Genomic DNA, 25,824 nt, shown 5'->3' with positions numbered 1-25,824 from the left:
GCCGTCCGAGCGCACGGTGCAGAATGGGCGGGATGCCTGAACACACCGGAGCCTTCAGCGACGCCACCGGCCGCGACCTCGAGCAGGGCGGCGCCGACCAGCCGCGTTACCGCCGCTACCAACTGGATCTGATCTCGCCGCACTGCGGGAACACGGTCCTGGAGGTGGGTGCCGGCCTCGGCGAGTTCGCCGCCGGTTTTAGCGGTTTGGACCGGTTGGTGGTCACCGACGCGGATCCGGGCGCGGTGGAACTGCTGGCCGAGCGGTTCGCCGACCGGCCGGAGGTCGAGGCGCGGCAGCTCGCGCTGGGTGACGAGCTGAGCCTGGACAAGCCGGTGGACTCGGTGATCGCGATCAACGTCCTGGAGCACATCGAGGACGACGCGGGCGCGCTGCGCTCCCTCGCGGAACTGGTTGTGCCCGGCGGGACCATCGTGCTCTGGGTGCCCGGCTACCAGCAGCTGTACGGCGAGTTCGACCGCCGCGTCGGCCACGTCCGCCGCTACACCCCCGCCACCGTCAGTGACGCCGTACTGCGGGCCGGACTGCAGGTGGAGCTCGCGAAACCGGTGAACCTGCTCGGCGGGATCGCCTGGTGGGCCGCGGTCCGCCGGGGCGGGAGTACCGCGCCGAATCCCAGGCTGGTGGCGATCTACGACCGGTTCGTCGTACCGGTAACCCGTGCGGTGGAGAGCCGCGTCCGGGTCCCGTTCGGTCAGACCGTCCTCTGCGTAGCCCGAGTCCCTTCGTGATCAGCCACTGATTGGTTGCCGTATGCAAGGGGCCGCCGACGCAGTACGTATTCCCGCCACCAGGTAGTGGTCATCACCCGCGCGTAGTTGGCGCCGTACACCAGGCCCGGGCCCTTCTTGCTCGAGCCGTCACCACGCCGCCGCATCGTCATCGGCAGTTCGACCACCCGCGCGCCACTGGCCAGCACGCCGAGCAGCAGCTCCGACGACTGGTACTGCGGCTCCCGCAGCGTCACCGCGCAGGCCAGGCCCGCCCGCATCGCGCGGAACCCGAACGAGGTGTCGGTCAGCTTCCGCCTGGTCAGGAACGACGCCAGCGTGGCGAACACCCGTACGCCGACCCAGCGCAACCGGCTGTCCGCGTCCTCCGCCCCCAGCCGGCGTGATCCGGTGACGAAGTCGGCCTGCCCGTCCAGGATGGGCTTCAGGAGCACGTCGAGCTCCGAGTTGTCGTACTGCCCGTCTGCATCCGTGGTGGCGACGTACTCCGCTCCGCCCTGGGCAGCGAGGTGATACCCGAGCCGGAGCGCGGCACCCTGGCCACGGTTGCGGGGGGCAACACAGACGAACGCCCCTTGCGCGGCGGCGATCTCAGCCGTGTCGTCCTCGGCGCCGTCCACAACCACCAGTACGTCGACCGGCAGCCCCGCGCAGGTCTTCGGCATGTTCGCCAGCACCGAGCCGATCCCGCCGGCCTCGTTGTAGGCGGCAATCACCACGACCAGCGGCGCGAAGGCGGGTTCACCGTGCCGCTCGCGGAAGTCGTCCAGCGCCTCGGAGTCCACCGGGTCCGGGTAGTCGGCCATGGCCGGACGTCCCTGGTCAGCGCCGAGCAACGCGCGCAGCCCGATCGCTCCCGCCAGCGGGAACAACACCAGGCCGGGCAACTGGTACCGCCAGGAGAACTCGAAGGCGGCAGACCCCAGTAGAAGGATCAACCCGGAGGCTACCGGCAGCAACGCGGCAGAACGGAGCCCGGACTTCTTGGCCCGGCCCAACCCCGCAACAGCGGCCAGCGCGACCAGTACTGCGAATCCCAGTGCCAGACCGGAGGTGTAGCCGCCGTTCAGCTGGTAGGCCCGCAGGATCGCGGCCGGCTCGTGGTTCACGTGCGGCGCGGAGCCGCCCCACTTCTCCGCCGCCTCGGTCGTGTTCGGGTCGGACAGGTTCGGGTAGCTGAGCTGGAACTGCCAGCGGTCCAGCGGCACATCGTCGGGCGACGTGGTCCGGGTGGGAGCGAAGCCCTTCAGGAAGTCCTTGAAGGCCGCCCACGCGACGTCGAACGGCTGATGCCGGATCACCAGCGCGCTGAATTCCTCGGCCAACTGCTGTTTGGTGGTCCCCGGCGGCAGCGGCCCCGGCCAGTTCGGGTCGCCGTAGTGGTTGTGCGCGTACTTGTCGACGCCCAGGCGCTGTCCGAGGGGCTCCTTGGGGCAGAACAGCCGGGTGCCCTCGTTCAACGGCAGCTTGGCGCAGTCGGCAACCACTGCGGTCCGCCCGTAGAGCACCTGGTTCTCGGCGCCGGAGATGGCCCACCTGCCGGTCTCCGCGTGGAAGTAGCCGACATAGGCGCCGAACACCAGAGCAAAGCCGGCCACCGCCGCCCCTACCCGCAGTACGAGCTGCGGCCAGGTCCTCCGATGGCGCCAGGCCGAGCCCACCACGACGAGATAGAGGACGGTGGCAACGATCAGGGTCAGGCCGATCGTGCGTACGGCGAAGGCCGCGCCTAGGAGCAACCCTGCCAGCGCGGCACGCTTCCAACCGGGCTTGCCCCAGCCGAGCAGGGTCCAGAGGATCCCCACGAGCAGCACGTCGAAGGTGGTCTCGGCCATGATGTTCTGCTCGATCTGAACCTGGTACGCGTCCAGCAGGAGCGGCGCGGCGGCCAGTGCGGCCAGCCAGCGGTAGACGCCCAGCCTGCGGGCCAGCGAGTAGATGGCGATCCCCAGAGCCAGGCCGACGAGGTGCTGCACGATCACGACCAGTGTCAGACCGCCGAGGTCGACCAACGGGCGCAGTACGAAGTCGTAGCCGATCGGGTTGAGCTGGTCCGGCTTCAGGTGCTCCATGTTGTTCAGGTACTGGACCGAGTCGGTGTAGATGATCGCCGGCCGGTAGGCGACGGTCGCCAGCACCCGGAGGACCAGGCCGGCCGCCAGGAGGATGGCGAGGAGCCAGTGCGTCCTCAGTACCTTCTTCACTGCTGCTGGAAGTACTGCCACGTCCGGGCCAAACCATCCTTCAGCGAGACGGCCGGACTGTAGCCCAGCGTCTCGGCACTCGCGGACACATCCACCACCACGGCCGGCATCTCCCCGGGCGGGGCCTCGATGTGCTCCGCCGGTACCGCGGCACCCGTCACCTCGCGCACGGTCTCGAGCATGTCGAGCACCGAGACGGAGTTCCCCGAGCCGATGATCGCCCGGCCGTCGAACCGGTTGTCGAGCGCCTGCAACACGCCGGCGACCACGTCGTCGATGAAGACCAGGTCCCGCCGCTGCAGCCCGTCGCCGTACACGCGGACGCCCTCGCCGGTGAGCGCGGCGCGCATCATCCGCGGGACGAAGCTGTCCTTGTGCGACATGCCCGGCCCGTACACGTTCGTGAACCGCAGCGCCGCCGTCGCCAGGCCGTAGCTCCCGGAGTACGCCGAGAGCAGCATCTCGCACGCCGCCTTGGTCGCCCCGTACGGCGTGAGCGGGCGCAGGGGCAGGTCCGCGGTGATGGTGGCGGTCCCGACGTCGCCGACCACGGCGTTGGTGGATGCCAGCACGAACTGGTCGACACCACTGCCGCGGGACAGCTCCAGCAGCACCTGAGTGATCGTGACGTTCTCCGCGAACGTCCGCATCGGGGCGTCCACCGAGCGCAGTACCGAGGTGAGCGCGGCCAGGTGGATCACCGCGCGCGGCCGGGTCTCGAAGGCCGAGATGCAGACCTCCTGGTCGGCCAGGTCCCCGGTGATCACGGTCACGCCTTCGTCCCACGACGGGTCGGGCGGCTCGCGGTCCACCACGGTCACCGGCACAGCCCGCTCCCGCAGCGCGGCGACGACGGCCCGGCCGATGAACCCGGCTCCTCCGGTCACCAGCACCCGGTCGAGGCCCGAGTTCGTTTCAGCCATGTCAGCCAACCTACCGCCGGTCGCCCGGAACGACCGTTCGGCGTCTGATCGGGCGCCATGGGCGGACGGTGTGCGACGAGGCCTTGACCGCGGGTGACGATGGTGGGCAGGATCGGCCCCGACGCGTGCTGACAACCTTGTCATCGGGGCCGCGTAAACATCTCGGTGTGGGGGACCCTTCGATCCGGGCTCCTGGCACCGGTCTGTCCTGCTAGGAGCCGTAGATGAACTTCCGCCGCCCCCTGGGGCTCGTCACGTCTCTCGGGCTTGTTGTGACAATGACTGCCATGACGCAGCCAGCAAGCGCCGCCGTACCCGCCGAAGCACCGACGGCCCAGCCCGTCGTCGCCGGGTCCTCCTCCTTCTTCACCTCCTTCGAACCAGGCCAGCCGCAACCCGGCTACACCGACGAGGTCGAGACCGGCCCGGACGGGGAACCGCGGGCCGGCGGCGTCGAAGGCCCGACGCCGACCGGGATCGGCGGCAGCGAGATGGACAAGGTCACCAAGGTGACCGCGAACGACGAGAACATCGGTGGCGGTGAGATCGCGACGAACGTGGCCGACGGCGACAAGTTCACCAAGTGGCTGGTGTTCGAGCCGACCGGCTGGCTGGTCTACGAGACGTCGGCCCCGGTCACGATCAAGAAGTACGCGCTGACCTCGGCGAACGACGCCGACGGCCGCGACCCGAAGAACTGGACGGTGTCCGGCTCGAACGACGGCACCACCTGGACCACCCTGGACACCCGGACGGGTGAGGACTTCGAGAACCGGTTCCAGACGAAGGAATACACCTTCAGCAATGACACTGCGTACAAGTTCTTCAAGCTGGACATCACGCTGAACCACGGCGAGGACATCGTCCAGCTGGCCGACTGGTACCTGTCCAACGGCGACCCGCTGCCGCCTCCCGGCGCGACCGCCGAGTCGCGGCTCGACTCGGGCCCGACCAGCGCGTACAACGCCCGTGCCCGGACCGGCTTCACCGGCGTGAAGTCCTTCCGGTACGCAGGCCACCAGACCGCCGAGGGCCGGGGCTTCACCTGGAACAAGATCGCCGACGTGGACCTGAAGGTCGGCAAGGACACCCGGCTGGCGTACAAGATCTTCCCCGAGCACGTCGAGGGCGACCTGAGCTATCCGAGCACCTTCGCGGCGGTGGACCTGGCGTTCTCCGACGGCACCTACCTGAGCGACCTGAAGGCGACGGACCACCACGGCTTCCCGCTCAGCCCGCGCGGTCAGGGTGACGCGAAGGGCCTGTCCACGAACCAGTGGAACAACATCGAGGCCGACCTGGGCAAGGTGGCCGCCGGCAAGACGGTGAAGCGGATCCTGGTCGGCTACGACAAGCCGTCCGGCCCGGCGGACTTCCGCGGCTGGATCGATGACGTACGGATCAGCAAGGCGACGAACCCGGACGACGCTGCCCGGAAGACCGCCGCCAAGCACCCGTCGGACCTGGCGATCACGACCCGCGGTACGAACTCCACCGGCGGCTTCTCCCGGGGCAACAACTTCCCGGCGACCGCAGTACCGCACGGCTTCAACTTCTGGACGCCCGTCACCAACGCGGGATCGACCTCCTGGCTGTACGACTACGCCAAGGGCAACAACGACCAGAACAAGCCGCAGCTCGAGGCGTTCTCGATCAGCCACGAGCCGAGTCCGTGGATGGGTGACCGGCAGACCTTCCAGGTGATGCCCTCCACGGCGGAGACCCCGACCGCGGACCGCGACGCCCGCGCCTGGGCGTTCAGCCACGACAACGAGATCGCCCGGCCGTACTACTACGGCGTCACGTTCGACAACGGGAACGCGGTCGAGCTGACCCCGACCGACCACGCGGCGATGCTGCGCTTCTCCTTCCCGGCCGGCAAGGCCTCGCTCATCTTCGACAACACCAGCAACCTCGGCGGCCTCACCCTCGACGCCGAGACCGGCGTGGTGACCGGCTTCAGCGACGTGAAGAGCGGCCTGTCCACCGGCGCCGGCCGGCTCTTCGTGTACGGCGTGGTCGACCAGAAGGTGACCGCCAGCGGCAAGCTGGCCGACGGCGGCGGCGCGAACGTGGGCGGCTACTTCTCCTTCGACGCGAAGGTGAAGCAGGTGCAACTGCGGATCGCCACCTCGCTGATCGGCACCGCGCAGGCGAAGAAGAACCTCGAGCTGGAGCTCGCCGAGGGCAGCAAGTTCGACAAGGTGAAGGCGGCCGCCCAGCAGGCGTGGGACGCCAAGCTCACCACGATCGAGGTCGAGGGTGCCACCGCCGACCAGCTGACCACGCTCTACTCGAACCTGTACCGGCTGTTCCTCTACCCGAACAACGGCTCCGAGAACACCGGCACCGCGAAGAAGCCGGTGATCACCTACGCGTCGCCGACGTCGGCGAAGGTGGGGGCGGACACCCCGACGACGACCGGCTCCAAGATCGTGGCCGGGCAGACGTACGTGAACAATGGGTTCTGGGACACCTACCGGACCGTCTGGCCGGCGTACAGCCTGTTCGCGCAGGACGAGGCCGCCGACCTGGTGAACGGGTTCGTCCAGCAGTACAAGGACGGCGGCTGGATCTCCCGCTGGTCCTCCCCGGGCTACGCCAACCTGATGGTCGGCACCAGCTCGGACGTGGCCTTCGCCGACGCCTACCTCAAGGGGATCAAGGGCATCGACGTGCAGGCGGCGTACGACGCGGCCCTCAAGAACGCGGCTGCCCGGCCGCCGACACAGAATGTCGGCCGCAAGGGTCTCGACCTCGGCGTCTTCAACGGCTACACCGCCAACACCACCGGTGAAGGCTTCAGCTGGTCGATGGACGGCTACATCAACGACTTCGGCATCGCGAACATGTCGAAGGCGCTGTACGACGCCGCCAAGAAGGACGACCCGCGCAAGCAGGAGTACCTGGACAACTACGACTACTACCTGAACCGGGCCCGCAACTACGTGACGCTGTTCGACCCCGCGCTGAACTTCTTCCAGGGCAAGGGTCCGGACGGCGTCTGGGGCAACTCCCCCAGCACGTTCGACCCGCGCGACTGGGGTCACGACTACACCGAGACGAACGCCTGGAACATGGCGTTCTCCACCCCGCAGGACGGCGCCGGACTGGCCGCCCTGTACGGCGGTCGCGACGGCCTGGCGAAGAAGCTCGACGAGTTCTTCAGCACTCCGGAGGACGCGTTGCACACCGGCGGGTACGGCGGCACGATCCACGAGATGCTCGAGGCGCGGGACGTCCGGATGGGCCAGTACGGCCACAGCAACCAGCCGTCGCACCACATCGCCTACATGTACAACTTCACCGGTCAGCCGGCGAAGACCCAGGAGAAGGTCCGCGAGGTGCTGGACCGGCTGTACCTGGGCTCGGAGATCGGCCAGGGCTACCCGGGCGACGAGGACAACGGCGAGATGTCGGCGTGGTACCTGTTCAGCATGCTCGGGTTCTACCCGCTGCAGGTCGGTTCGCCGACGTACGCGATCGGTGCTCCGTTGTTCACCAAGGCGACCGTGCGACTGGCGGACGGCAAGAAACTGGTGGTCAGCGCATCGAAGAACAGCGCGAAGAACCTGTACGTCAAGGGTGTCAAGGTGAACGGCAAGAAGTGGTCCTCGACCGCGCTGCCGCACTCGCTGATCGCCGACGGCGGCAAGATCGAGTTCGACATGACCGACAAGCCGTCCAGCTGGGGCACCGGGCGCAACGACGCTCCCCCGTCGCTCACCAAGCCGGGCGAGGACCCGAAGACCTGGCGCGACTCGACGGAGGACGAAGGCGCTGTCACCGCCGCCGGTGGGATGGACGTGTCCGCTCTGACCGACAACGACTCGAAGAAGCAGGTCACGCTGACCGGGGCCACCCCGACGGTGACAGTCCAGCTGCAGCAGGGTCGCCCGGTCGCGATGTACAGCCTGACCAGCGGAAACACCGGTACTGCGCCGTCGGCGTGGGTCCTGGAAGGCTCGAACGACGGGACCACCTGGGCCACGGTTGACCGGCGTACGGGTCAGACCTGGGCCAACACGTCGTACACCCGGTCCTTCAGCGTCGTCGCGCCGAAGCCGTACACGCAGTACCGGCTGGTGATGACTCCGGCGGCGGGCGCGGACGGCGTGACGCTGTCCGAGCTCGAGCTGCTCGGCACCTTGAAGGGAGTCGAGGCGGGCACTCACCCGAGTGACCAGCGGGTGGCCCAGACCAAGCCGAGCCCGACCCCGTCGCAGTCCATCGACCGGAACTACGGCTGATCCTCGTGGCGTCTGCCGGCCGACTCCTCGGCCGGCGGGCGCCGTAGGTCTGTCCGGGCAAAAAATTTCCGGCGGAACCTGCCCCTGAGAGGTTCCGCCGGACATTTGTGGTGTCGTGCAGAGAAGTGGAGGGGTGGCGACCCCGCCCGGCCTGCCACCCCAACACTCCTACTGACGAGCGAGTCCCACGATAGGTTGCCTTCCCAGAAAACTGTCCACATCCCGGACAATCACCGCGTGGGTGGGACGACCCTCACCGGGCTGATGATGGCCGGGTGACCGAGCCTGTGGATGATCTGCCGTCGCGTGAGTTGGCTGAGCTGCGGCTTCGGGCCGAGCAGTTCGCGCGGGATGAGGACGACCAGTCGCTGCTGGACCTGGTGGGCGAGTTGCGAGCCGATGAGCAGTGGTGGGCTCATCTCTGGGGGCCGGCTGCCGCGATCGCCGCGCGGCGTCTCGGGTCGCCCGAGGCGGTCGGGTTGCTGAAGGAGAGCATCGCCGGCGGGTTCAGCCAGCCGGAGCTGTTCGAGGGGGAACTCGAGAAGCTGTTCGGTGTCGACGCCACCTGGCCGGACTTGCAGCGCCGGATCCAGGCGAATGTGCCACTGCCGCTCGTGGAGCTGACCGAGTGGCCGGAGCCTGGTCCGAGCTTGCCGGTCGAGCTCTACCGGATCAGCCCGGAGCGCGAGGCGGCCCTGCTGGAGCGGCTGCCCGAGGCCTCGGGGTCGGCCTGGGAGACGGCCACCCGGCTGCTCGCCTGGGTGCACGACTCCTGGGCCCACGCGAACGACCACGTCGAGGACCCGGACGCGCTGAACGTGCTGGAACGTGTGGATGCCGGCGCGCGATTCGCCTGTGTCGAGTATTCGATCGTGCTCAGCCAGGCGCTCAACGCGGTACGGATTCCGTCGCGGCGGGTCGATCTGCGGCAGCTGAACCACCACGTCGGCGTCGGCCGGGGCCACGTGGTCAGCGAGGCGTGGATCGACGACCTCGACCGGTGGGTGCTGCTGGACGGGCAGAACGGCTCGTACTGGACCGATACCGATGGCAACCCCCTCGGCGTGCAGGAACTGCAGCGACTGGCCGCGGCCGGGTCCGCAGTACCGGCGTTCGTCGGGGCTGGTGCGGTGGAGTCGCTGACGGAGCAGCAGGCGGCGGCCTGGTTCACGTACTTCGCGTCCGCCACGACCACGGGATACACCTGGGCCGAGGGCTCGTTCGCGCCGGTCTTCCAGGCGATGCGAGCCATCCGTACTCCGAGGCTGCTGCGCGACGGCGATCTCGCCTATCCGCGCCTGTCGGCGATCACCACGGGCCTGGACGGCACCGGGACCACGTCGACCGTGCGCTTCAGCCACTCCCATCCCTACGGCACGGGGATCCGGCTGCGCACCGGCACGGAGGTGGTCGACACCGAGGAGCGGACGCTCGACCTCACCCCCGGCGTCCACGAACTCGCCGTCACCATCGTCACGCCGTACGGCGAAACGGCGGCGCGGAGGTTCAGCTACCTGGTGCGCGAGGTCAGCCGGACCAGCGGCCCGTGAAGAAGGCGGCTGCCCAGATCGCACCGAGGGGTATCGCCACCGCCAGATAGAGGCGGCCCAGCCACGGTCTTCGTTCCGCGAGCACCGCCAGGCCGATCCACAGCGGCCACCAGAGCAGCGTCGCGCGGGTCAGCGAGTAGATCCAGAACGAGGTGACGAACGCGGCGACCGTGCTCGCCACCCAGGCCGCCTCGCCCCAGGATCGGCGCCAGAGCAACCAGACGAGCAGCACCAGGCCGACGACCAGCGCGACCAGTTCGGCGCGGAACATCCAGGTCCAGTCACTGCGATCCGCCGAGAAGTGCCCTTTGGTCGCGGCCTCCACCGTGTGGATCAGGGAGATCCAGGGCTCGGTGAACTCGCGCGCCCAGCCCTTCTCCTGCGCCTCCTGCCAGGCGAACCAGGAGCCGTGGATCTGCTTCAGGTACGCCATGAAGCCGAGCACCGGGATGGCCGGCAGCGCGAGCCACGGAATGGAGAGCCAGTCGCGCTTCTTCGAGGTCAGGAACTCGACCACCAGTGCGAAGGCGAGGAAGATCCCGGACACCCGGACGGTCGACGCCAGCGCGACGAAGATCGCCGCGCGCGCCCAGCGGCCCTGTCGCGCGGCGAGCCAGCCGGGGAAAGCGCAGGCGCAGAACAGCGCCTCCGTGTACGGCGCGGCCAGGAACACGCCGACCGGCGCCGCGAACCACATCAGCGCCGCCTTTGGCCCGAGGTTCGCGAGCTGCGGGAACTCGTACTGCGCGAGCCGGGCGAGCGAGACTCCCGCGAAGGCGCTGGCGACCAGTGAGATGACGATGCCGGCCGCGACCGGGCCGATCCCGATCCAGCCGACCCAGCGCATCAGGAACGGCAGACCGGGGAAGAACGCGGCCAGCGGCGCCCCGGAGGGTTCGCCGTTGTTGTAGCCGAAGTCGGCGATCGCCTTGAAGTGCCATACGTCCCACTGCAGCCAGGCGCGCCAGACATTCGGGTAGGTGTCGCCGCGGTTGAACAGCATCGGCGCGGAGATCGACAGGACGAAGATCCCGATCCTGCTGACCAGCCACCAGCCGAGCGTCTCCCGGGCCATCAGGTCAGGCACGAACTCCCGGAACCGACCAGCCTCCCGAGCCCGCCTCGCCCTGCCCGGCCGCTCCTCGTCAGCCGCCCGCTCAACCACCACTAGGCGCTCGTTTCTGCGCACAGGCCCAGCCGCACGCGCCCGACCGCCTCGTCACCCGCCACATCCCCATGGTGCCCCATCCCAAGTCACTCTCCATGAAACGGAGACGGCACCCGGGTCAAGGGTGCCGTCTCCGTGGTCAGCCGTTGTCGGGGTTGGCGCCTGGCTGGTTCGGCGTAGTAACCGGTGGGGTGAACGTCGGCCAGGGCGGCCTCGGTGTCTTGGTCCTCGTCGGCTTGCCGGTGGGCTTGTCGGTGGGCGTGTCCGTCGGCTTGTCCGGAGTGGGCGAGGGCGTCCGGCTCGGCGGGTCGCTCGGGGTGTTCGGCGGCGGCTCGCTCGGCGTGAACGTCGGCGTCGAGGTGTCCTTGATCGAGTCCTCGTCCGGCTCGGGGAACTCGGCTTCCTCCTGTCCGTCGAGCGCCGGCTCCATGAAGGCCAGCCAGGTCTTCACCGGCCAGTTGCCACCGAAGAAGGCCTTGTCCGAGCTGTAGGGGTCGAGGTCGCCCTCACCACTCGCGCCGGCTCTGTAGAGCACGGCTGTCGACAACTGCGGCGTGTAAGCGGCCCACCAGGAGGTCAACGTGTCATCGCCGTCCTTGCAGCCGTCGCACTTGGCGTTCGCCGCGCGGTGCTCGAGGGCGACACCACCGGCCGTACCGGTCTTGCCGGCCACCGGACGATCGAGCTCCTTGGCGTCCTCGCCGGTGCCCTTCTCGACGACGTTCTGCAGCACGTAGTTGACCGTGTTGGCGATCTCGGGCTCGAAGACTTGCTTGCCCAGCTTGTTCAGGGACGTGTCCGACCACTTGGTCTTGTTGTCCAGACCCTTGACCGACTTGATCGTGTGCACCGGCATGAACTTGCCCCCGGCAGCGAATGTCGCGTACGCGTTCGCCATGTCGACAGGCGAGGCGTACGGGTCCGGTCCCAGCACCGTGGACGGGTTGTTGCGCCCACGCTCCAGCGCCGTCGTCTTCGGGATCCCTGCCAATTCGGCGGCGTCGACCAGTTTGTCCGGGCCGTTGTCCATCTGCTTGTCGACCAGGTCGTAGAAGGCGGTGTTGATGGACTCCTGCGTCGCCTTCAGCAGGCTGACGTCGCCGTAGTCCTCGTCGAACTCGTTGTTGAGCTTGAGCCCCTGGACCTCGATCGGGCTGTCGCCCTGGAAGACGTCGTAGATGCTCCTGCCGTCCTGCAGCGCCGCGGCGAGCGCGAACGGCTTGAAGGACGACCCCGGCCGGGCTTTCAGCGTGGCCCAGTTCAGCTGGCTCTTCAGGTAGTCGGGTCCGCCGTACATGGCGACCAGTTCACCGGTGCCGGGCTTGACCGAGGCCATGCCGACGTGGAGGTTCTGCCGCTTCTTCGGCAATCGCTCGGTGCCCGCCTTGACGATGTCGTCCTGCAGCTTCTTGTCGAAGGTGGTGACCACCCGCAGGCCGCCGCCGCTGATCTCGTCCTCGGGGATGCCGACCTTCACCAGTTCCTTGCGGGCCATGTCGAGCAGGAAGCCCTGCGGACCCTTGAAGCGGTCGCTCCGCTTGGCCGTCACGACCTTGGGAATCTGCTTGCTGTACACCTGCGCCTGGGCGTCGGTGATGGTGCCGGTCTGGCGCATTCCGTCGAGCACGTAGCGGTAGCGCTCGAGGATCCGCTTCTTCGTGGTCGGGGACTTGTCGTACGGGTCGAACACCGTCGGGTTGTTGAGCACCGTGGCGAGCAGGGCCGCCTGCGGGACGGTGAGCTTCTGCGGGTTGCCCACCCCGAAGTACGCCTGGCCGGCCGCGGAGATGCCGTACGCGCCCTCACCGAAGTAAATGGTGTTGAGGTAGCCCTCGAGGATGCTCTTCTTGTCCTCCGAGCGGCTCAGCTTGGTGGCGATGAAGAGTTCGGAGAACTTCCGGGAGAAGGTCCGCTCCTGGGTCAGGTACATGATCTTCACGTACTGCTGGGTGATCGTCGAGCCACCCTGCAACTGCTCGCCGCGGGCGATGTTGAACGCCGCGCGGGCCATGCCCGACGGCGAGATGCCCGGGTTGGTCCAGAAGGTCCGGTCCTCGGCCGCGATCACCGCGTCCTGGACGTGCTTCGGGATCTTGGCCAGCGGGAGGGAGCGCCGGTTCTGCTCGTAGAACGTGCCGAGCACCGTCTTGTTGTCGGAGTAGTAGACCGTGGTGGTGTTGGTCGCGAACTCCTTGTTCGGGTCCGGGATGTCCGTGGTCTGGTACCCGATGAAGAAGGTGGCGGCAGCCCCGATCACGCCGAGGAAGAACAGTGCCAGCAGCCAGCCCGCGATCCTCAGTGCCCAATGTTTCTTTGCGCGCGCACGGGAAGGGGCCTTCCTACGAGCTTCACTCACAGTGCAATCCTCGACGATCTCGCTGAAGTCATTGCGACCCAGAGTACGGGCGATGTGGTAGCGCTCCCTATTCCGCCTGGATCGTAGCGGCTAGGGCGGTCACCCGCACCGCTCAGCCGATCACGTATGGCGCAAGGACAGTCACGGCGAGCAACTCGGCCAGGAAACAGGCCAGGACATGGTGAAGGCGTAGCCCATCACTTCTCGGTGAAGCCGGTGAACCGGAGTGCGGTCTGGGTCAGCGGCCCCTCGTCCTCCGCGCATGGGTGTCGGCTATGACCCTCCGCTCTCGCGCCAAGACTCTGTGTCAGCTGGATAACGCAGCACAGCGCCTGATGTAACAGGTTTCGGCCCGACTAGGCGTGACGGACCTGACAAAGTCCACCTTTGTCAGGAGTTGTGGACGGAGATCGCCGTGCTTACAGTGGCGATGCGATGTATCGAACCGATACATCAGGTCATGACAACCTAGGTCGAGGGAGGTGGGTCATGGGAAACCGCACTGGTGTCCTGGAGCTCGCCGTACTCGGCCTGCTGCACGAAGCGCCGATGCACGGTTACGAGCTCCGCAAGCGCGTCAACGCCCAGTTCGGCTGGGGACGCGTGCTGTCGTTCGGGTCGCTCTACCCGTGTCTGAAGGCGATGCTCCGCAACGGACTGATCTCCGCCGACGCCGGGACGCCGGACGCCGGGCGGAGGCAGAAGATCGTCTACACGATCACGGCCGACGGCAAGGACCACTTCGCGAGCGCGATGCACGACGCCGGTCCATCGGCGTGGGAGGACGACACGTTCGGCGTCCGGTTCTCGTTCTTCGGCCGGACCGATCCGGCCACCCGGTTGCGCATCCTCGAGGGTCGCAGGGCCCGGATGGAGGAGCGGCTGGCCAACTTCCGGGCCGCGATGAGCCGGACCGCGGAGCGGGTCGACGCGTACACCCTCGAGCTGCAACGACACGGCCTGGAGTCGGCCGAGCGCGAGGTCCGCTGGCTGAACGAGCTGATCGACGGCGAACGACGCCAGCAGCGGCCCCCTGAACAGCACCAACCGCCTGCAACACCCCCCAATTAAGGAGTTCCAGATGACTTCGATCCGCGTAGCGATCGTCGGTGTCGGCAACTGCGCCAGCTCGCTCGTCCAGGGCGTGCACTACTACCGCGACGCGAAGCCCGAAGAGCGCGTGCCCGGTCTGATGCACGTCCGGTTCGGCGAGTACCACGTCCGCGACGTCGAGTTCGTCGCCGCGTTCGACGTGGACGGCAAGAAGGTCGGCCTCGACCTCGCCGACGCGATCGGCGCCAGCGAGAACAACACGATCAAGATCTGCGACGTGCCGCCGACCGGTGTCACGGTGCAGCGCGGTCACACCCTCGACGGTCTCGGCAAGTACTACCGCGAGACCATCACCGAGTCCGAAGCGTCGCCGGTCGACGTCGTCGCGGCACTGCGTGAGGCCAAGGTCGACGTACTGGTCTGCTACCTGCCCGTCGGTTCGGAGCAGGCCGCGAAGTTCTACGCGCAGTGCGCGATCGACGCGAAGGTCGCCTTCGTCAACGCGCTGCCCGTGTTCATCGCCGGCACCAAGGAGTGGGCGGACAAGTTCACCGAGGCGGGCGTGCCGATCGTCGGCGACGACATCAAGTCGCAGATCGGCGCCACCATCACCCACCGGGTGCTGGCCAAGCTGTTCGAGGACCGCGGCGTCACCGTCGACCGGACCTACCAGCTGAACGTCGGCGGCAACATGGACTTCAAGAACATGCTGGAGCGCGAACGGCTGGAGTCCAAGAAGATCAGCAAGACCCAGTCCGTCACCTCGCAGCTGGTCGACGACATCGACCCGCGCAACGTGCACATCGGCCCGTCGGACTACGTGGCCTGGCTGGACGACCGCAAGTGGGCCTTCATCCGGCTCGAGGGCCGCAACTTCGGCGACGTCCCGCTGTCGCTGGAGTACAAGCTCGAGGTCTGGGACTCGCCGAACTCGGCCGGCATCATCATCGACGCGATCCGCGCCGTGAAGATCGCCAAGGACCGCGGCATCGGCGGCCCGATCCTGTCCGCCTCGTCGTACTTCATGAAGTCCCCGCCGGAGCAGTACGCCGACGACGTCTGCCGCGACCTGGTGGAGAAGTTCATCAAGGGCGAGGTAGACCGCTGACCCAGGCCGCCACCGCAGCCCGAGCAGGACGGGGCCCCCGCAGCCGGACCATCCGGCGGCGGGGGCTCCGCCAATTCCGGCCACTCGTCCAGCAACCTGAAGGCCCACTAGGTTTTCCCCATGCGGCTTCACGTGGGATGCGCGATGTGGACGCACGTACCGTGGCAGGGCCGCTTCCTACCGCATCCACTACCACCCAAAGAACGCCTGTACGCCTACGCGAGCTGGTGCAACGCCGTCGAGGGCAACACCACCTTCTACGCCACGCCCGCCCGAGCAACCGTGGAGATGTGGGCCGGCCAGGTCGCACCGGACTTCCGTTTCGTCCTGAAGCTTCCGAAGGTCATCACCCACGAGCACCGCCTCAACAACGTCGACCAGGAACTGCGGACCTTCCTCACAGCGATGGAGCCGCTTGGTCCGCGGGCCCACGCTTTGTGGATCCAACTCCCGGCCTCGTTCGCTCCAACCGACCTGGGCGCACTGGCTGCCTTCCTGCACCACGCCCCGACCGGCTTCCGCTATGCGGTCGAAGTACGGCATCCGGCATTCTTCGAAGAAGAGCGTCCGGCGTGGCAACTCGAGCAGGTGCTTGCGCGAGCGGGAGCCGAGTGGGTTCCGTTCGACACGGTGACGCTGTTCCAGACTCCGGCGACCAGCTACGGCGAGCGCGAGGCCTGGCTGAACAAACCGCGGGTGCAGCGCCGGACACGCGCGCTCACCGAGTATCCGATCGTGCGCTACATCGGCCGGGACGACGTCGACGTGACGATCAAAGGCTGGCAGTACCTCGCCGACCAGGCCGCTTCGTGGCTGCGGGAAGGTCGCTCACCCACGATCTTCCTCCACACCCCCGACAACGCCGAGTCCCTGGCGCTGGCTCGTCGGTTCCATGACGACGTCCGGGTCCGTGTGCCGGAGCTCGATCCGCTGCCCGAGCCGATCCCGGCCGAACCGCCGACGCTCTTCTAGGGCGTTATCCACAGGCAGGAAATCCGCGGCTGAGCGGCAGATGAATCTCCCTATGTTCTCCGGCGAGGAACAACTCCCGGGAGGACAGCCATGGACCAAGACCCCAGCAAGCCCACCAGCGCGACAGACGACCGCTACGAGCGAACCCAGGTACTGATCGCCGATCTCCGCCGGCGCGCGGAGACCTGCGAAGACCCACGCGAACAAGCCAACCTTCGCCGCTCAGCCGACTCCCTCGTCCGCCTGGCCAAGGCGCTACGCCCATGACCTCGGCTCCGACATCAGCCACTCCGACTTCTTTGGCGGAGCTGCTCGAACAGCACGCCCAGGCAGCTGTCCAGATCAGCGGCGCCGAGCAGACTGCCTGGAGCGGCAAGGTCGTCGAAGCCGGCGAGGGCATCCTCGGCCTGGCTCACTGGGACGGCACCCTCCACCTGGACCGCGAGTGCATCCTGAACCCACTCCAGGAGATGTACGACCGCTCCGGCTATCCACACTCCGACGCAGACCTGACCCGCTACCGCGAAGCGCTGGTCACCCTCCTGCACGAGCAGTCCCACTTCCTCGGCCCGGTCGGCGCCACACAGGAAGCAGCCCGGGCGGCCTTCAAAGTCCCCGGCAGCCGCCACCTGGAGGAGGGCGTCGCCGAAGCCTGGGCCCACGACCACCTGAACGACTACATCCGCCACCTCGGCATCGACAAGGTTGCCCCCGGCATCACCACCGTCCGCAGCGAACCCTCGTACGCCGCCTTCGTCCCAGCCGTCCGCTTACTCACCAACGACATAGACCGCCAGGCCAACCTCCCCCACGGCGAGACCCTCCACCGCCTGAACCGCCAAACCGCCGAACACCAATGGCCGGTCGCAGTAGACCTCATCTACCGCTCGTCCCGCCTCCCCGTCCTGGTCCCTCCAGACCAGCAACCAGGCGTCCGCTTTCACCTGGAGAAGGCCCTCCGCTCCTCCTTCCAGGCCCTGGAAACCTACGAACCCTTCCCCCGAGGCTTCGCCTCCTCCCGCTCCCACTCAGCCGGCACCCGAATCCTCACCCTCCTCCACAACAACCTCACCACCACCGAATCCCACTACACGCCCACCCACCATCGCCCGACTACCAAGGCGGCCACCTCCGAGGCGCCCGCCGCGAAGCCAGCCGTCCCAGTGATCCCCGACCCCGAGCCGGCCACCCTCAAATCGCTTCCCCCCAAGCCCATCCATCAAGACCCCCAAGCCGCCTTCCACCAAGCCCTCTCCGGCCTGACCTCACCAACCCCGTCCACCCACCACCCCACCAACGGATCCCAACCCCAAGCCGCGCCCACCCAACAACCCCCACACCGGCCAACGCCTTCACCCCCAACCCGCTAGCCCACCCAGACACTCCACCCCCGAAACCGCTGCAACCCACCAATCGCCACGTTCGATCCCGGAACAACGTCTCCAACGAGAACTCCCTGACCGACACGGGCGCTGCAACCCCATGCGAGGAGCAACATCTCCCCCTGCGCGCCACCAGATCCCGCTGTGTCTAGTGGGTTTCCCCTCGTAGCGTGGAGACATCCTCTTAGAAGGTGAGGGTGATGGCTGAGGCACGACGGAAGTTTGATCGGGAGTTCCGCGAGGGTGCGGTCCGGATTGTCCGGGAGACCGGTAGGCCGATCGCGCAGGTGGCCCGCGAGCTGGGTGTCAACGCGGGCACGTTGGCGAACTGGGTGGCCGGGGACCGGCGGGCCCACGGTGGTGACGGGCAGTTGAGTGAGGACGAGCGGGCCGAGCTGGCCAGGTTGCGCAGGGAGAACGCGGAGTTGGCGATGGAGCGTGATGTGCTCAAGCGCTCGGTGGCCCTCTGGGTCAAGGATGCGATGGGCCGGTAGCCGTGGCCGCGTTCATCGCTGCCCAGAGGGACACCTACCGGGTGCCGCACGCGCTCAGCTGCCGGGCGCTGGGGGTCAGCCAGGCGTGGTTCTACAAGTGGCGCCACGGCGACGCCTCGCCCCGGCACGCGCGGCGCGAACAGCTGAAGATCGCGATCCGACGGTGGTTCGCCAAGCATCACGGGACCTACGGGTCACCACGGATCACCGCCGACCTGCGCGACGAGGGCTGGCGGGTCAGCCAGAACACCGTCGCCGAACTCATGCGCGAGCTCGGGCTGCAGGCCCGGCGGAAACGGCGCCGCAAGCAGACCACCCGCCCGGGCCGGGGCAAGTGGCGGGCGCCGGACCTGATCAAACGCGACTTCGCCACCGACCGGCTCAACCACAAGTGGTACGGCGACGGCACCGAGATCCCCACCGACGAGGGCAAGCTCCACCTCGACAGCGTCCTGGACATGGCGTCTCGGCGCATCGTCGGGTTCAGCCTGGGTGAACACCACAACGCCGAACTCGCCTACAACGCGCTGGTGATGGCGATCGCGGTCCGCGGCGGCCGCGAAGCCATCACCGCAGTGATCATGCACACCGACCAGGGCAGCGAATACACCGCCGGCACCTTCCGGGCCGCCTGCACCCGGCTCGGCGTCACCCAGTCCATGGGCCGGCCCGGGTCGGCGCTGGACAACGCGGTGATCGAAGCGTGGCACTCCACCGTGGAGTTCGAACTGCGCAGGCTCGAGCACTTCACCACCAAGACACAGGCCCGCACCCGGGTCGCCGCCTGGATCGAGGAGTACAACCACGAGCGGCGACATTCCGCGCTCAGCATGCGCTCCCCGATCGACTACGAACACACCCTTCACACCGGCAACGACCCACAACACCAGGCAGCATGAACGACCGGATCCCCGCGCAGCTCAGCCTGACCTCGTCCTCCCCGGCGTCAAGGCCCAGCCCTCCGGGTGGCCTCCGGCCAGCCATGACCCCGGCTCCGGGCGAGCTCCCAACGCAGCCAGCCGGACACCGGCCAACCAACCGAAAACAACAAAACTGAAGTCTCTACGGTTTCAGGGGATTGCCGCTGGGTGGACTGTGCCGGGGGTGCCGTTGATGGTGACGGGTTGGCCGTCGTGCAGGGTGGTCATGACGGACGGGACGCCGAGGACTGCGGGGATGCGGTGTTCGCGAGCGACGATCGCGGCGTGGGACAGGCGACCGCCGGTTTCGGTGATCACTCCCGACACGATCGTGAACAGTGGGGTCCAGGCGGGGTCTGTGAAACGGCAGACCAGGATGTCGCCGGCCTGCACTCGCCGGAAGTCCTCAGGTCCGTTCACGAGCCGAGCCGGACCCGATACGACCCCCGCACTTCCAGCGGTTCCCTGAAGAGCTGCCGGTGGTTCGACGAGGCCGCGCAGCCTCGAGCCGCCTTCTCCCGAGGTGTTTGGCGGCGAGGCTGCTGTTGAAGTAGCCGACGTACTGACGACGGGGGCGTTCGACGCTGCGGTTCGGGTGGTGTTGGGGACCGGGGTGGTTATGGGGCGGGATTGGAGAAGCCAGAGGTGGGTGGGGGTTAGGGCGAACTCGATGTCTTGGGGCGTGCCTAGGAGCGCGGCCACTTCTCGGCCTAGCTGGTTCAGGTGGTGGAGTTGGGGATCGGTCAGGGAGGGGCGTTCGCGGTTGGCTTGGGCGACGGGGGTGGTGGTGGTTCCGGTTGGAGTGGTCGTTCGCGTTGGAGTGGTCGTTCCGGTCTGGGTGCGGTCGGCTCGGGTGAGCTTGGTTCCTAGGTGGCGTTCGAGGATGGCGGTGGGGGTGACTGTGTAGGCATCGGGGGTTACGAGGCCTTGGACGACGCTTTCGCCGAGGCCCCAGGATGCTTCGATGAGGGAGGCACCGCCGGGGGTGGTCGAGTCGGCGGTGAAGAGGACGCCGGCCACCTCGGCGTCTATGTGGCGTTGGACGATCACCGCCATGGCCGGATCGGGGGACGGTCCGGGTGCCTGGCGGTAGGTGATTGCTCGGTGGGTCCACAGAGATGCCCAGGTTGCGCGGACCGCGTCGGCGACTGCGTCGATCCCCTGCACACCCAGGTAGGAGTCGTACTGTCCGGCGGCTGAGCCTGCGGCACTGTCTTCGGTGGAGGCCGACGAACGCACAGCGACGGGCGCCAGCGCGAGTGGCTGTACAGCGGCTGGCGGCACAGCGACCGGCGGGATTGCGTCCGGCGGGATTGGGTCCGGCGGGATTGCGACTGGCGGCACTGAGGACCCCGGCGAGCGGTGGGGTTCACGCTGCGGTGCAGGGTCCCTGCCGAGCTCGGTCAGGACTTCGGTCGCCTGATCGTGCGGTCTGGATGGGACGGAGAGGTTGGCTTCAGTCAGAGGCTCGGTCGCCTGACCGTGCGGCCCGGACGCGGCGGGGAGGTTGGCCAACTCGGCTAGGGCCTCGGTTGACTGGCCGTGCGGCCAGGATGGGAGGGGGAGGTTGGCTAGGTCGGTTAGTGCCTCGGTCAGCTCTTTGAGCAGCCGGGGTGGGAGGGGGTGGTGCTTGATCAGGCGGCGGGCTTCGGCTGGGCCGTGGGTGGAGAGGGCGGTGGGCAGGTCCAGGTCGCTGACGAAATCGCGGTAGATGTCGGCGGGGATGACGAAGGCCGGTGGGACCGGGAAGCCGGCCTGGGCGAGTCTGCCTAGGGTCGCGGCTTTGGGGCCGGCGTTCTCCGGTGTGGCGTCGGCGAGACGGATGATCAAAGACCCTCCCTGTCCGGTGATCAATGACCCTTTCCTTCCGGTCGATTGCGAGTGCGGGTTTTGCCGGCCGATTTGCCCGTGCGGCGTCTTGCCGGGCCGATTTGGGCGTGTGCCCGTCTTGCCGACCGATTGCGGGTGTGCCGTCTTGCCGGGCCGATTGCGCATGTGGCGTCCTGCCGGGCGATTGCGGGTGGGTCTTGCCGGGCTGATTGCGAGCGCGGACGCTCTTCCTGCTCTCCTGCTGCCTTTCTGCTGGTACCGGGCTTCAACATGATGTTGACAACATTTTGTTGATGATGGACTGTTTGCGGGTGAGAAGCAATGACAAGGGCAGTGGGGCTGACGATCAGGCTCAGGCGCAGCGGGAGCGCGAGGCGCGGGAGTTGTTGTTGGCGGCGGGGGCTGATGGGCTGGAGCGGCGGCCCTGGCAGGCTGGGTCTATGCCGCCCTCGGCTGTTGACTTGATTCAGTTCTTTCTGTCGCGGCCGGGGTCGGCGGGGTTCGGGAGTCCGCCGGATCAGGAGCTGACGGATGCGGCGGTGGCTGCGTTGCAGTTGTTGCCGGCGGCGCGGGCCGAGCTCGATCAGCTCGAGACCGGGTTGTTGTTCGCGGCCCGTGGGCTTGGGCTCACTTGGGCGCAGATGGCCGACGCGCTCGGGTTGAACTCGCCGCAGGCTTGCCAGCAGCGGTTCGACCGGCTCACCGCTCGCAGCGGGCGCCCTGCTGACGACTCTGCCGAGGCGGGCGGCGGTGTGAGGGCGTGAGTCGGGGGTCTGAGGTGGAGTTGTTGGTGCTTCATGCGGTTCGGCTTCGGGGGATGGCTGATGATCGGGCGGTGGCGGCGCGGTTCGGGGTTGAGCAGGCGGTTGCTGCTGAGGTCCTGCTTGACTGCCAGGCATTCGGGTGGGTCACGTGGTCGGAGTTCGCCGGGACAGGCGGGTGGTCGCTCACTGAGGCCGGGCGCGTGGAGAACGAGCGGCAACTGGCGGCAGAGCTGGCGGGACTGGCACAGCCCGAGGACCCGGGAGAGCCGGAGGGGCCGGGAGAGGTCGCCGGCGCGAAGCTGGGAGAGGGCGCCGGCCCGGAGGGGCTGGGAGAGGTAGCCGGTGCCGAGGTGGTTCGCGAGGCGTACCGGGTGTTTCTGTCGCTCAATGAGCGGTTGCAGCGGGCCTGCACCGACTGGCAGATCAGGCCGACAGCCGCGGATTCGCTGGCCTTCAACGACCACCGCGATGCTGCCTGGGACGGCCGGGTGATCGACGAACTCGCGGCGCTGGGCCAGGCACTCGAGGCGGTGTCGGGGCGGCTCACCTCGGTGCTCGATCGCTTCCAGGGGTACGACACCAGGTTCAGTACCGCGCTCGGGCGGGTGATCGCGGGAGACCGTTCGTGGGTCGACCGGACGGGCGCCGACTCCTGCCACACGGTTTGGTTCGAGCTGCACGAAGACCTCATCGCCACTCTCGGACTCGCGCGCGGCGCCGAGCTGCCCGTGGAGAACTGAAGGCCAACGCACGGCTGGGCGCACCGAGGGATATCCCGGAGCGCCCACACGTCAGAGCAGCCCTGAAACTACTGAGCGGTGACGCCAGCGGCATCGAAGTTGTAGGTCTTGCCACCGAACTTCAGGGCGTCGACCGATCCGGGGAAGGCGTAGTCCCGGCCCTTGCTGACGGTCGCGGTCAGCACCTTGGCGTCATCGCCACCGTCGTTCAGGTAGGCGAGCACCTCGGTCCAGGTGCAGCGGTTGGTGTTGATCGAGCACGCCGTGCCGTTGAAGGCAGCGCCCGTCAGGCCCCAGTGCTTGGCCGTGTCGGTGGTCGCGTTGAAGGCCGTCCACTTGTTGGCCTCGCCGTTGGCCGGTACGTAGACCAGCGACGCGTAGTTCGAGGCGACCGCGGTCAGGTTCGGGTCGATCTCGAAGATGATGCTCGGCATGTTGTTGCCCAAGGCGTTGTTCTCGCCGGTCGTCTAGACCGAGAACCCGATCGTGCCGAGAGCCTTCACGTTCTGCCCGGCGAAGTCGACCTCGTTGCCGAAGGCCACCTTGTCGGTCGCGGACGCGGTGTGCAGGTCGAGCGCGCCGTCCCCGAGCAGTGCCTGGGTGGACGTCGCGGCGAGTCCGGCGTCGGCCGACCGATGACGTTTCGGTGCACCGTGCCCCAGTGCTTCAGGTACGTCGGGCCGGCGGCGTTCAGCTTCGCCTTGACTGCGGCGTTGAGGTCGGCCTCGGTGAGCGTGCCGTCCTGGACGGTGCCCGCGTCGACAGAGTTCGCGTTCGGGGTGCGGAGCGACACCACGGTCGACGGCTCGATGTTGTCGAGCGCGATCGATGCGAGGCCGTAGTCGATGTGCGCGGTGCTGCGGTTCACGATCTGGCTGCTGGCCACCGAGTTGGCGATCAGCGGATACGTCAAGTCGCGCTGGCAGCCGAAGCACCGGTGGCCTTGGCATCCGCCGCGCCACCGCCCAGCACCGAGATGCCGACTGCCGTGACCGTCAGTGTTAGCGCTGATCCTGCCGCCACAAGGCGGCTTCTAGACTTGGACATGGTTTCCCCGTCGTTCAGCTTCCGGCCCCAGCGGAGCGGACTGGCGGTGCTGTCAGGACTCGAGCCCGGCTGAATCCCCCCGCACACCTAGCGGTCTATACCGCTGACTGCCAGTCGCGAACGTATACGCCTTTGGCAGCGAACGGAACAGTTATGGACCTCTTGACTTTCGGCGACAAAAGAGGCCTGCGGTTGGTCGACCCGCCAGAGGTCGACCAACCGCAGGGGTTCAGGAAGGATTGATCGCCAGGGCGTAAGCGCCCCGGGCTACCGTACGTCGAGTAACCCTTGTTCAGCGGATCGCGGTAGCCGACGTTGTCGATGCGCAGGTAGTAAGTGCCGGCCTGCAGGTTGCTCGCGACGCTCGCGCCCAGGCCGGTCGGAGTACCGGCGTTGCTCTGGCCGGAGGCGGGGTCGGCGGTGGCCACCACGGTGCCCGCGGAGTCGAGCAGGTCGAGCTTCAGGTCGAGGTCGCCACCGAGCGCGGCCGGGCTGGCCGTGGCGGTGTAGTTGCCGGCGGCACTGACATCCACGCGGTACACGTACGTGTCGGACTCGGCGGCGATGATGCCGTTCGCGGTCGCGCCGACTGCTCTGCATCTGGAATCCTCCTCAAGGATTCCCCCCGACCTCACGGATGTTTCCCCCGAGCCCAGCGCCGCCGCCCTCACCAGAAGGCGGCGACGCGGGCAAACCCTGTGCGACCCCCCCGTACTGCGAACCGACGGGGGCTCCATGCCGGACCTACTACCCGGCGGTGACCTTGACCGAGTAGGCGCCGCGGCTGCCGTAGGTCGAGTAGCCGGTGTTGAGCGGGCTGCCGTAGCCGGTGTTGTCCACCCGGAGGTAGTACCGCCCGGCGGTGACCTGGCGGCTGATGCTCGCGCTCAGGCCGGTCGGCGTACCGGAGTTCGACTGGCCGGAGGCCGGGTCGGCGGTGGCGACGACGGTGCCGGCCGAGTTCAGCAACTGGAGCTTGATGTCCAGGTCGCCGCCGGTGGCCGCCGCGTTGGCCGCGAAGGTGAAGGTGCCGGCCGCGAGGTCGATCCGGAAGGTGTCGACGTCCGAGTCGTTCGCGTAGATGCCGTTCGCGGTGGCGCCGAGAGTCAGCGCGGTGGCGTCCGCCGTACCGTTACCGTGGTCGTCGGCGCGCAGGGCCAGGCCGTTCTGACCGACGACGGCGAAGTCGTCTTCCTTGTTGTTGGCGTTCGAGTACTCGCCCTTGCTCCACTGGCTGATCGCCTTGGAGTAGCCGACGCCCATGATCGGCGCCCAGGCGCCGTGGCCGGCGTAGTACCCGACCGACGAGGTGCCGTCGTGGTTGAGCCCGACGTTGTGGCCGGCCTCGTGCGACGCCGCCTCGGCGATGTTCTTCGCGCCGGTGCCGACACCCTTGGTGAAGACCAGGGCGGGCTGGTAGTAGCTGTGCCGGCTGGTGTTGTCGTAGACACCGACGTACGCGACCCCGCCGCAGCCACAGCCGGACTGGTACCAGGTCGTCGGATCGATCACGACGCGCGTGCCGTACTGCTGGTCCGACGAACCCGAGCGGGTGATCGCGGACTCCGGCGGCGCCTGGGTGGTCACGTCGACGTCGAACGGCGCGTAGTCCTCGGCGACCCGGGCCCACACCTCGCGGACCACGTTCTGCTCGGCGGTGCTCCAGTTGCTCGTGTTGCCGTCGGTGTCGTACGGCGTGATGTTCACGGTGGCGGGTTTGCCGCCGGTGTTCCACGCCGTACCGCTGATCGTGTGGCCGTCGAAGTCCAGGTAGATCACCCGGTTCGAGCCGGCCTTGCTGTGGAGTTCGAACGCCGGGCCGGCGGCGGCCGCGACGGCGCGCTTAGCCCAATTCGGGGACTTCGTGGTCGCGGCCCGCTCCTTGGCGGAGGCGACGGGCTCGCTGTAGAAGAGCTTGCCATCCTTGTCGAGCCAGCTGGTCTTGTCACTGGCCAGGATCCGCTGCAACTGCTGCTCGGCGATCCCGTTGCGCTCAGCCAGCTCGGCGAGTCGCGGCTGGACCTTGCCGAGGGCGGTCCTACCCTGGAGCGGCTGGCCGAGTAGCTGGTCTAACGGGGCCGGGGACGGACCCTGTTGGGCGTCTGCCTGGTTGCCGGCCACGACGGCCAGCGCTCCGAACAGAGCGGCACCGGCGCCTACGAGCGCACCGGTTCGGCGGAACCTGCTGTGCATCTGGGGCCCTCCTCAGGGACTCCGCGGCACCGCCGGCTTTCTGGGGGGACGGCCGGGGCGTGCCGTTGCCTCACTTGTCGTACGCGTGCGCGCACTCTGCGTAGAGTGCCTCAGCGGT

21 protein-coding genes are annotated in these 25,824 nt (G+C 67.9%); 12 read left to right on the top strand and 9 right to left on the bottom strand.

The annotated features are described in order from the left end of the window. Nucleotides 1-32 precede the first annotated feature (32 nt). Complete coding sequence (locus tag EV648_RS19275; RefSeq protein ID WP_241995370.1) at nt 33-752, top strand: bifunctional 2-polyprenyl-6-hydroxyphenol methylase/3-demethylubiquinol 3-O-methyltransferase UbiG; 720 nt, start codon at nt 33-35, stop codon at nt 750-752. On the opposite strand, the gene EV648_RS19270 is transcribed toward EV648_RS19275, so the two are convergent. Together EV648_RS19270 and EV648_RS19265 are read right to left on the bottom strand one after the other, a co-directional pair. Beyond that, nucleotides 716-2,956, bottom strand: coding sequence for a glycosyltransferase family 2 protein (locus EV648_RS19270; RefSeq protein WP_132293297.1), 2,241 nt, complete (start codon nt 2,954-2,956; stop codon nt 716-718). The two genes, EV648_RS19275 and EV648_RS19270, sit on opposite strands and share 37 nt — an antisense overlap. Continuing rightward, nucleotides 2,953-3,879 (bottom strand): NAD(P)-dependent oxidoreductase, encoded by a 927-nt coding sequence (locus tag EV648_RS19265; RefSeq protein WP_132293294.1) that lies wholly within the window; start codon nt 3,877-3,879, stop codon nt 2,953-2,955. Before EV648_RS19265 ends, EV648_RS19270 begins: the two co-directional genes overlap by 4 nt. A 287-nt stretch (nt 3,880-4,166) precedes the next feature. Between EV648_RS19265 and EV648_RS19260 the strand changes: the two genes are divergently transcribed. Both EV648_RS19260 and EV648_RS19255 read left to right on the top strand, forming a co-directional pair. Next, nucleotides 4,167-8,129 (top strand): GH92 family glycosyl hydrolase, encoded by a 3,963-nt coding sequence (locus EV648_RS19260; RefSeq protein ID WP_241995369.1) that lies wholly within the window; start codon nt 4,167-4,169, stop codon nt 8,127-8,129. A 275-nt stretch (nt 8,130-8,404) separates the two neighbouring features. After that, entirely contained in the window at nt 8,405-9,679 is a 1,275-nt protein-coding gene (locus tag EV648_RS19255) for a transglutaminase domain-containing protein (RefSeq protein ID WP_132293288.1), read from the top strand. Here the strand turns inward: EV648_RS19255 and EV648_RS19250 are convergent. Beyond that, the gene (locus EV648_RS19250) at nt 9,657-10,766 is read right to left on the bottom strand and encodes a mannosyltransferase family protein (RefSeq protein WP_241995368.1); all 1,110 of its coding nucleotides are present in this window, start codon (nt 10,764-10,766) and stop codon (nt 9,657-9,659) included. The genes EV648_RS19255 and EV648_RS19250 overlap by 23 nt on opposite strands. Nucleotides 10,767-10,986: 220 nt before the next feature. Then, complete coding sequence (locus tag EV648_RS19245) at nt 10,987-13,203, bottom strand: transglycosylase domain-containing protein (protein ID WP_132293285.1); 2,217 nt, start codon at nt 13,201-13,203, stop codon at nt 10,987-10,989. Nucleotides 13,204-13,692: 489 nt separating this feature from the next. On the opposite strand from EV648_RS19245, the gene EV648_RS19240 reads away from it, so the two are divergent. From EV648_RS19240 to EV648_RS19215, 7 genes are all read left to right on the top strand, one after another. Beyond that, entirely contained in the window at nt 13,693-14,274 is a 582-nt protein-coding gene (locus EV648_RS19240; RefSeq protein WP_132293282.1) for a PadR family transcriptional regulator, read from the top strand. Nucleotides 14,275-14,284: 10 nt separating this feature from the next. Then, entirely contained in the window at nt 14,285-15,364 is a 1,080-nt protein-coding gene (locus EV648_RS19235) for an inositol-3-phosphate synthase (protein WP_132293279.1), read from the top strand. 120 nt (nt 15,365-15,484) lie between these two features. After that, complete coding sequence (locus EV648_RS19230; protein ID WP_132293276.1) at nt 15,485-16,336, top strand: DUF72 domain-containing protein; 852 nt, start codon at nt 15,485-15,487, stop codon at nt 16,334-16,336. 90 nt (nt 16,337-16,426) lie between these two features. Next, on the top strand, nt 16,427-16,603 hold the full coding sequence (locus tag EV648_RS42660) for a hypothetical protein (protein WP_158294023.1): 177 nt from the start codon (nt 16,427-16,429) through the stop codon (nt 16,601-16,603). Beyond that, entirely contained in the window at nt 16,600-17,706 is a 1,107-nt protein-coding gene (locus tag EV648_RS19225) for a hypothetical protein (RefSeq protein WP_199234697.1), read from the top strand. The genes EV648_RS42660 and EV648_RS19225 overlap by 4 nt, the downstream gene beginning before the upstream one ends. A gap of 212 nt (nt 17,707-17,918) precedes the next feature. Beyond that, nucleotides 17,919-18,212 (top strand): transposase, encoded by a 294-nt coding sequence (locus EV648_RS19220; RefSeq protein WP_132293273.1) that lies wholly within the window; start codon nt 17,919-17,921, stop codon nt 18,210-18,212. Nucleotides 18,213-18,214: 2 nt separating this feature from the next. Continuing rightward, nucleotides 18,215-19,111, top strand: a complete 897-nt coding sequence (locus tag EV648_RS19215) for an IS3 family transposase (protein WP_241995367.1) — start codon at nt 18,215-18,217, stop codon at nt 19,109-19,111. A 171-nt stretch (nt 19,112-19,282) separates the two neighbouring features. Here the strand turns inward: EV648_RS19215 and EV648_RS19210 are convergent, their stop codons facing one another. Next, complete coding sequence (locus tag EV648_RS19210; RefSeq protein ID WP_199234696.1) at nt 19,283-20,962, bottom strand: PEP/pyruvate-binding domain-containing protein; 1,680 nt, start codon at nt 20,960-20,962, stop codon at nt 19,283-19,285. A gap of 311 nt (nt 20,963-21,273) precedes the next feature. Between EV648_RS19210 and EV648_RS19200 the strand changes: the two genes are divergently transcribed. Both EV648_RS19200 and EV648_RS19195 read left to right on the top strand, forming a co-directional pair. Beyond that, on the top strand, nt 21,274-21,726 hold the full coding sequence (locus tag EV648_RS19200) for a hypothetical protein (protein WP_241995366.1): 453 nt from the start codon (nt 21,274-21,276) through the stop codon (nt 21,724-21,726). A gap of 53 nt (nt 21,727-21,779) precedes the next feature. Next, the gene (locus EV648_RS19195; RefSeq protein ID WP_241995428.1) at nt 21,780-22,466 is read left to right on the top strand and encodes a transcriptional regulator; all 687 of its coding nucleotides are present in this window, start codon (nt 21,780-21,782) and stop codon (nt 22,464-22,466) included. Nucleotides 22,467-22,534: 68 nt separating this feature from the next. Here EV648_RS19195 and EV648_RS19190 read toward each other — a convergent pair whose 3' ends face one another. From EV648_RS19190 to EV648_RS19175, 4 genes are all read right to left on the bottom strand, one after another. Beyond that, nucleotides 22,535-22,900: a hypothetical protein gene (locus EV648_RS19190; protein ID WP_132293264.1), complete on the bottom strand. Its 366-nt coding sequence runs from the start codon at nt 22,898-22,900 to the stop codon at nt 22,535-22,537. 65 nt (nt 22,901-22,965) lie between these two features. After that, entirely contained in the window at nt 22,966-23,379 is a 414-nt protein-coding gene (locus tag EV648_RS19185) for a hypothetical protein (protein WP_132293261.1), read from the bottom strand. Nucleotides 23,380-23,608: 229 nt separating this feature from the next. Next, entirely contained in the window at nt 23,609-24,148 is a 540-nt protein-coding gene (locus EV648_RS19180; protein ID WP_241995365.1) for a pre-peptidase C-terminal domain-containing protein, read from the bottom strand. Nucleotides 24,149-24,260: 112 nt separating this feature from the next. Further along, nucleotides 24,261-25,706, bottom strand: a complete 1,446-nt coding sequence (locus EV648_RS19175; RefSeq protein WP_132293255.1) for a pre-peptidase C-terminal domain-containing protein — start codon at nt 25,704-25,706, stop codon at nt 24,261-24,263. Nucleotides 25,707-25,824: the final 118 nt, after the last annotated feature.

The organism is Kribbella sp. VKM Ac-2568 (assembly GCF_004345365.1).
GTDB lineage: Bacteria > Actinomycetota > Actinomycetes > Propionibacteriales > Kribbellaceae > Kribbella > Kribbella orskensis.
Note: the sequence above shows the minus strand (reverse complement) of the source record. Positions and strands in the feature narration are given on the sequence as shown.

Bases quoted from the DNA above. Each gene is read 5' to 3' on its own strand.
- EV648_RS19275 (WP_241995370.1), top strand. From the start codon at position 33: ATGCCTGAACACACCGGAGCCTTCAGCGACGCCACCGGCCGCGACCTC.
- EV648_RS19265 (WP_132293294.1), bottom strand. From the start codon at position 3,879: ATGGCTGAAACGAACTCGGGCCTCGACCGGGTGCTGGTGACCGGAGGA.
- EV648_RS19260 (WP_241995369.1), top strand. From the start codon at position 4,167: ATGACGCAGCCAGCAAGCGCCGCCGTACCCGCCGAAGCACCGACGGCC.
- EV648_RS19240 (WP_132293282.1), top strand. From the start codon at position 13,693: ATGGGAAACCGCACTGGTGTCCTGGAGCTCGCCGTACTCGGCCTGCTG.
- EV648_RS19235 (WP_132293279.1), top strand. From the start codon at position 14,285: ATGACTTCGATCCGCGTAGCGATCGTCGGTGTCGGCAACTGCGCCAGC.
- EV648_RS19230 (WP_132293276.1), top strand. From the start codon at position 15,485: ATGCGGCTTCACGTGGGATGCGCGATGTGGACGCACGTACCGTGGCAG.
- EV648_RS42660 (WP_158294023.1), top strand. From the start codon at position 16,427: ATGGACCAAGACCCCAGCAAGCCCACCAGCGCGACAGACGACCGCTAC.
- EV648_RS19225 (WP_199234697.1), top strand. From the start codon at position 16,600: ATGACCTCGGCTCCGACATCAGCCACTCCGACTTCTTTGGCGGAGCTG.
- EV648_RS19220 (WP_132293273.1), top strand. From the start codon at position 17,919: ATGGCTGAGGCACGACGGAAGTTTGATCGGGAGTTCCGCGAGGGTGCG.
- EV648_RS19195 (WP_241995428.1), top strand. From the start codon at position 21,780: ATGGCTGATGATCGGGCGGTGGCGGCGCGGTTCGGGGTTGAGCAGGCG.
- EV648_RS19190 (WP_132293264.1), bottom strand. From the start codon at position 22,900: ATGCCGAGCATCATCTTCGAGATCGACCCGAACCTGACCGCGGTCGCC.
- EV648_RS19175 (WP_132293255.1), bottom strand. From the start codon at position 25,706: ATGCACAGCAGGTTCCGCCGAACCGGTGCGCTCGTAGGCGCCGGTGCC.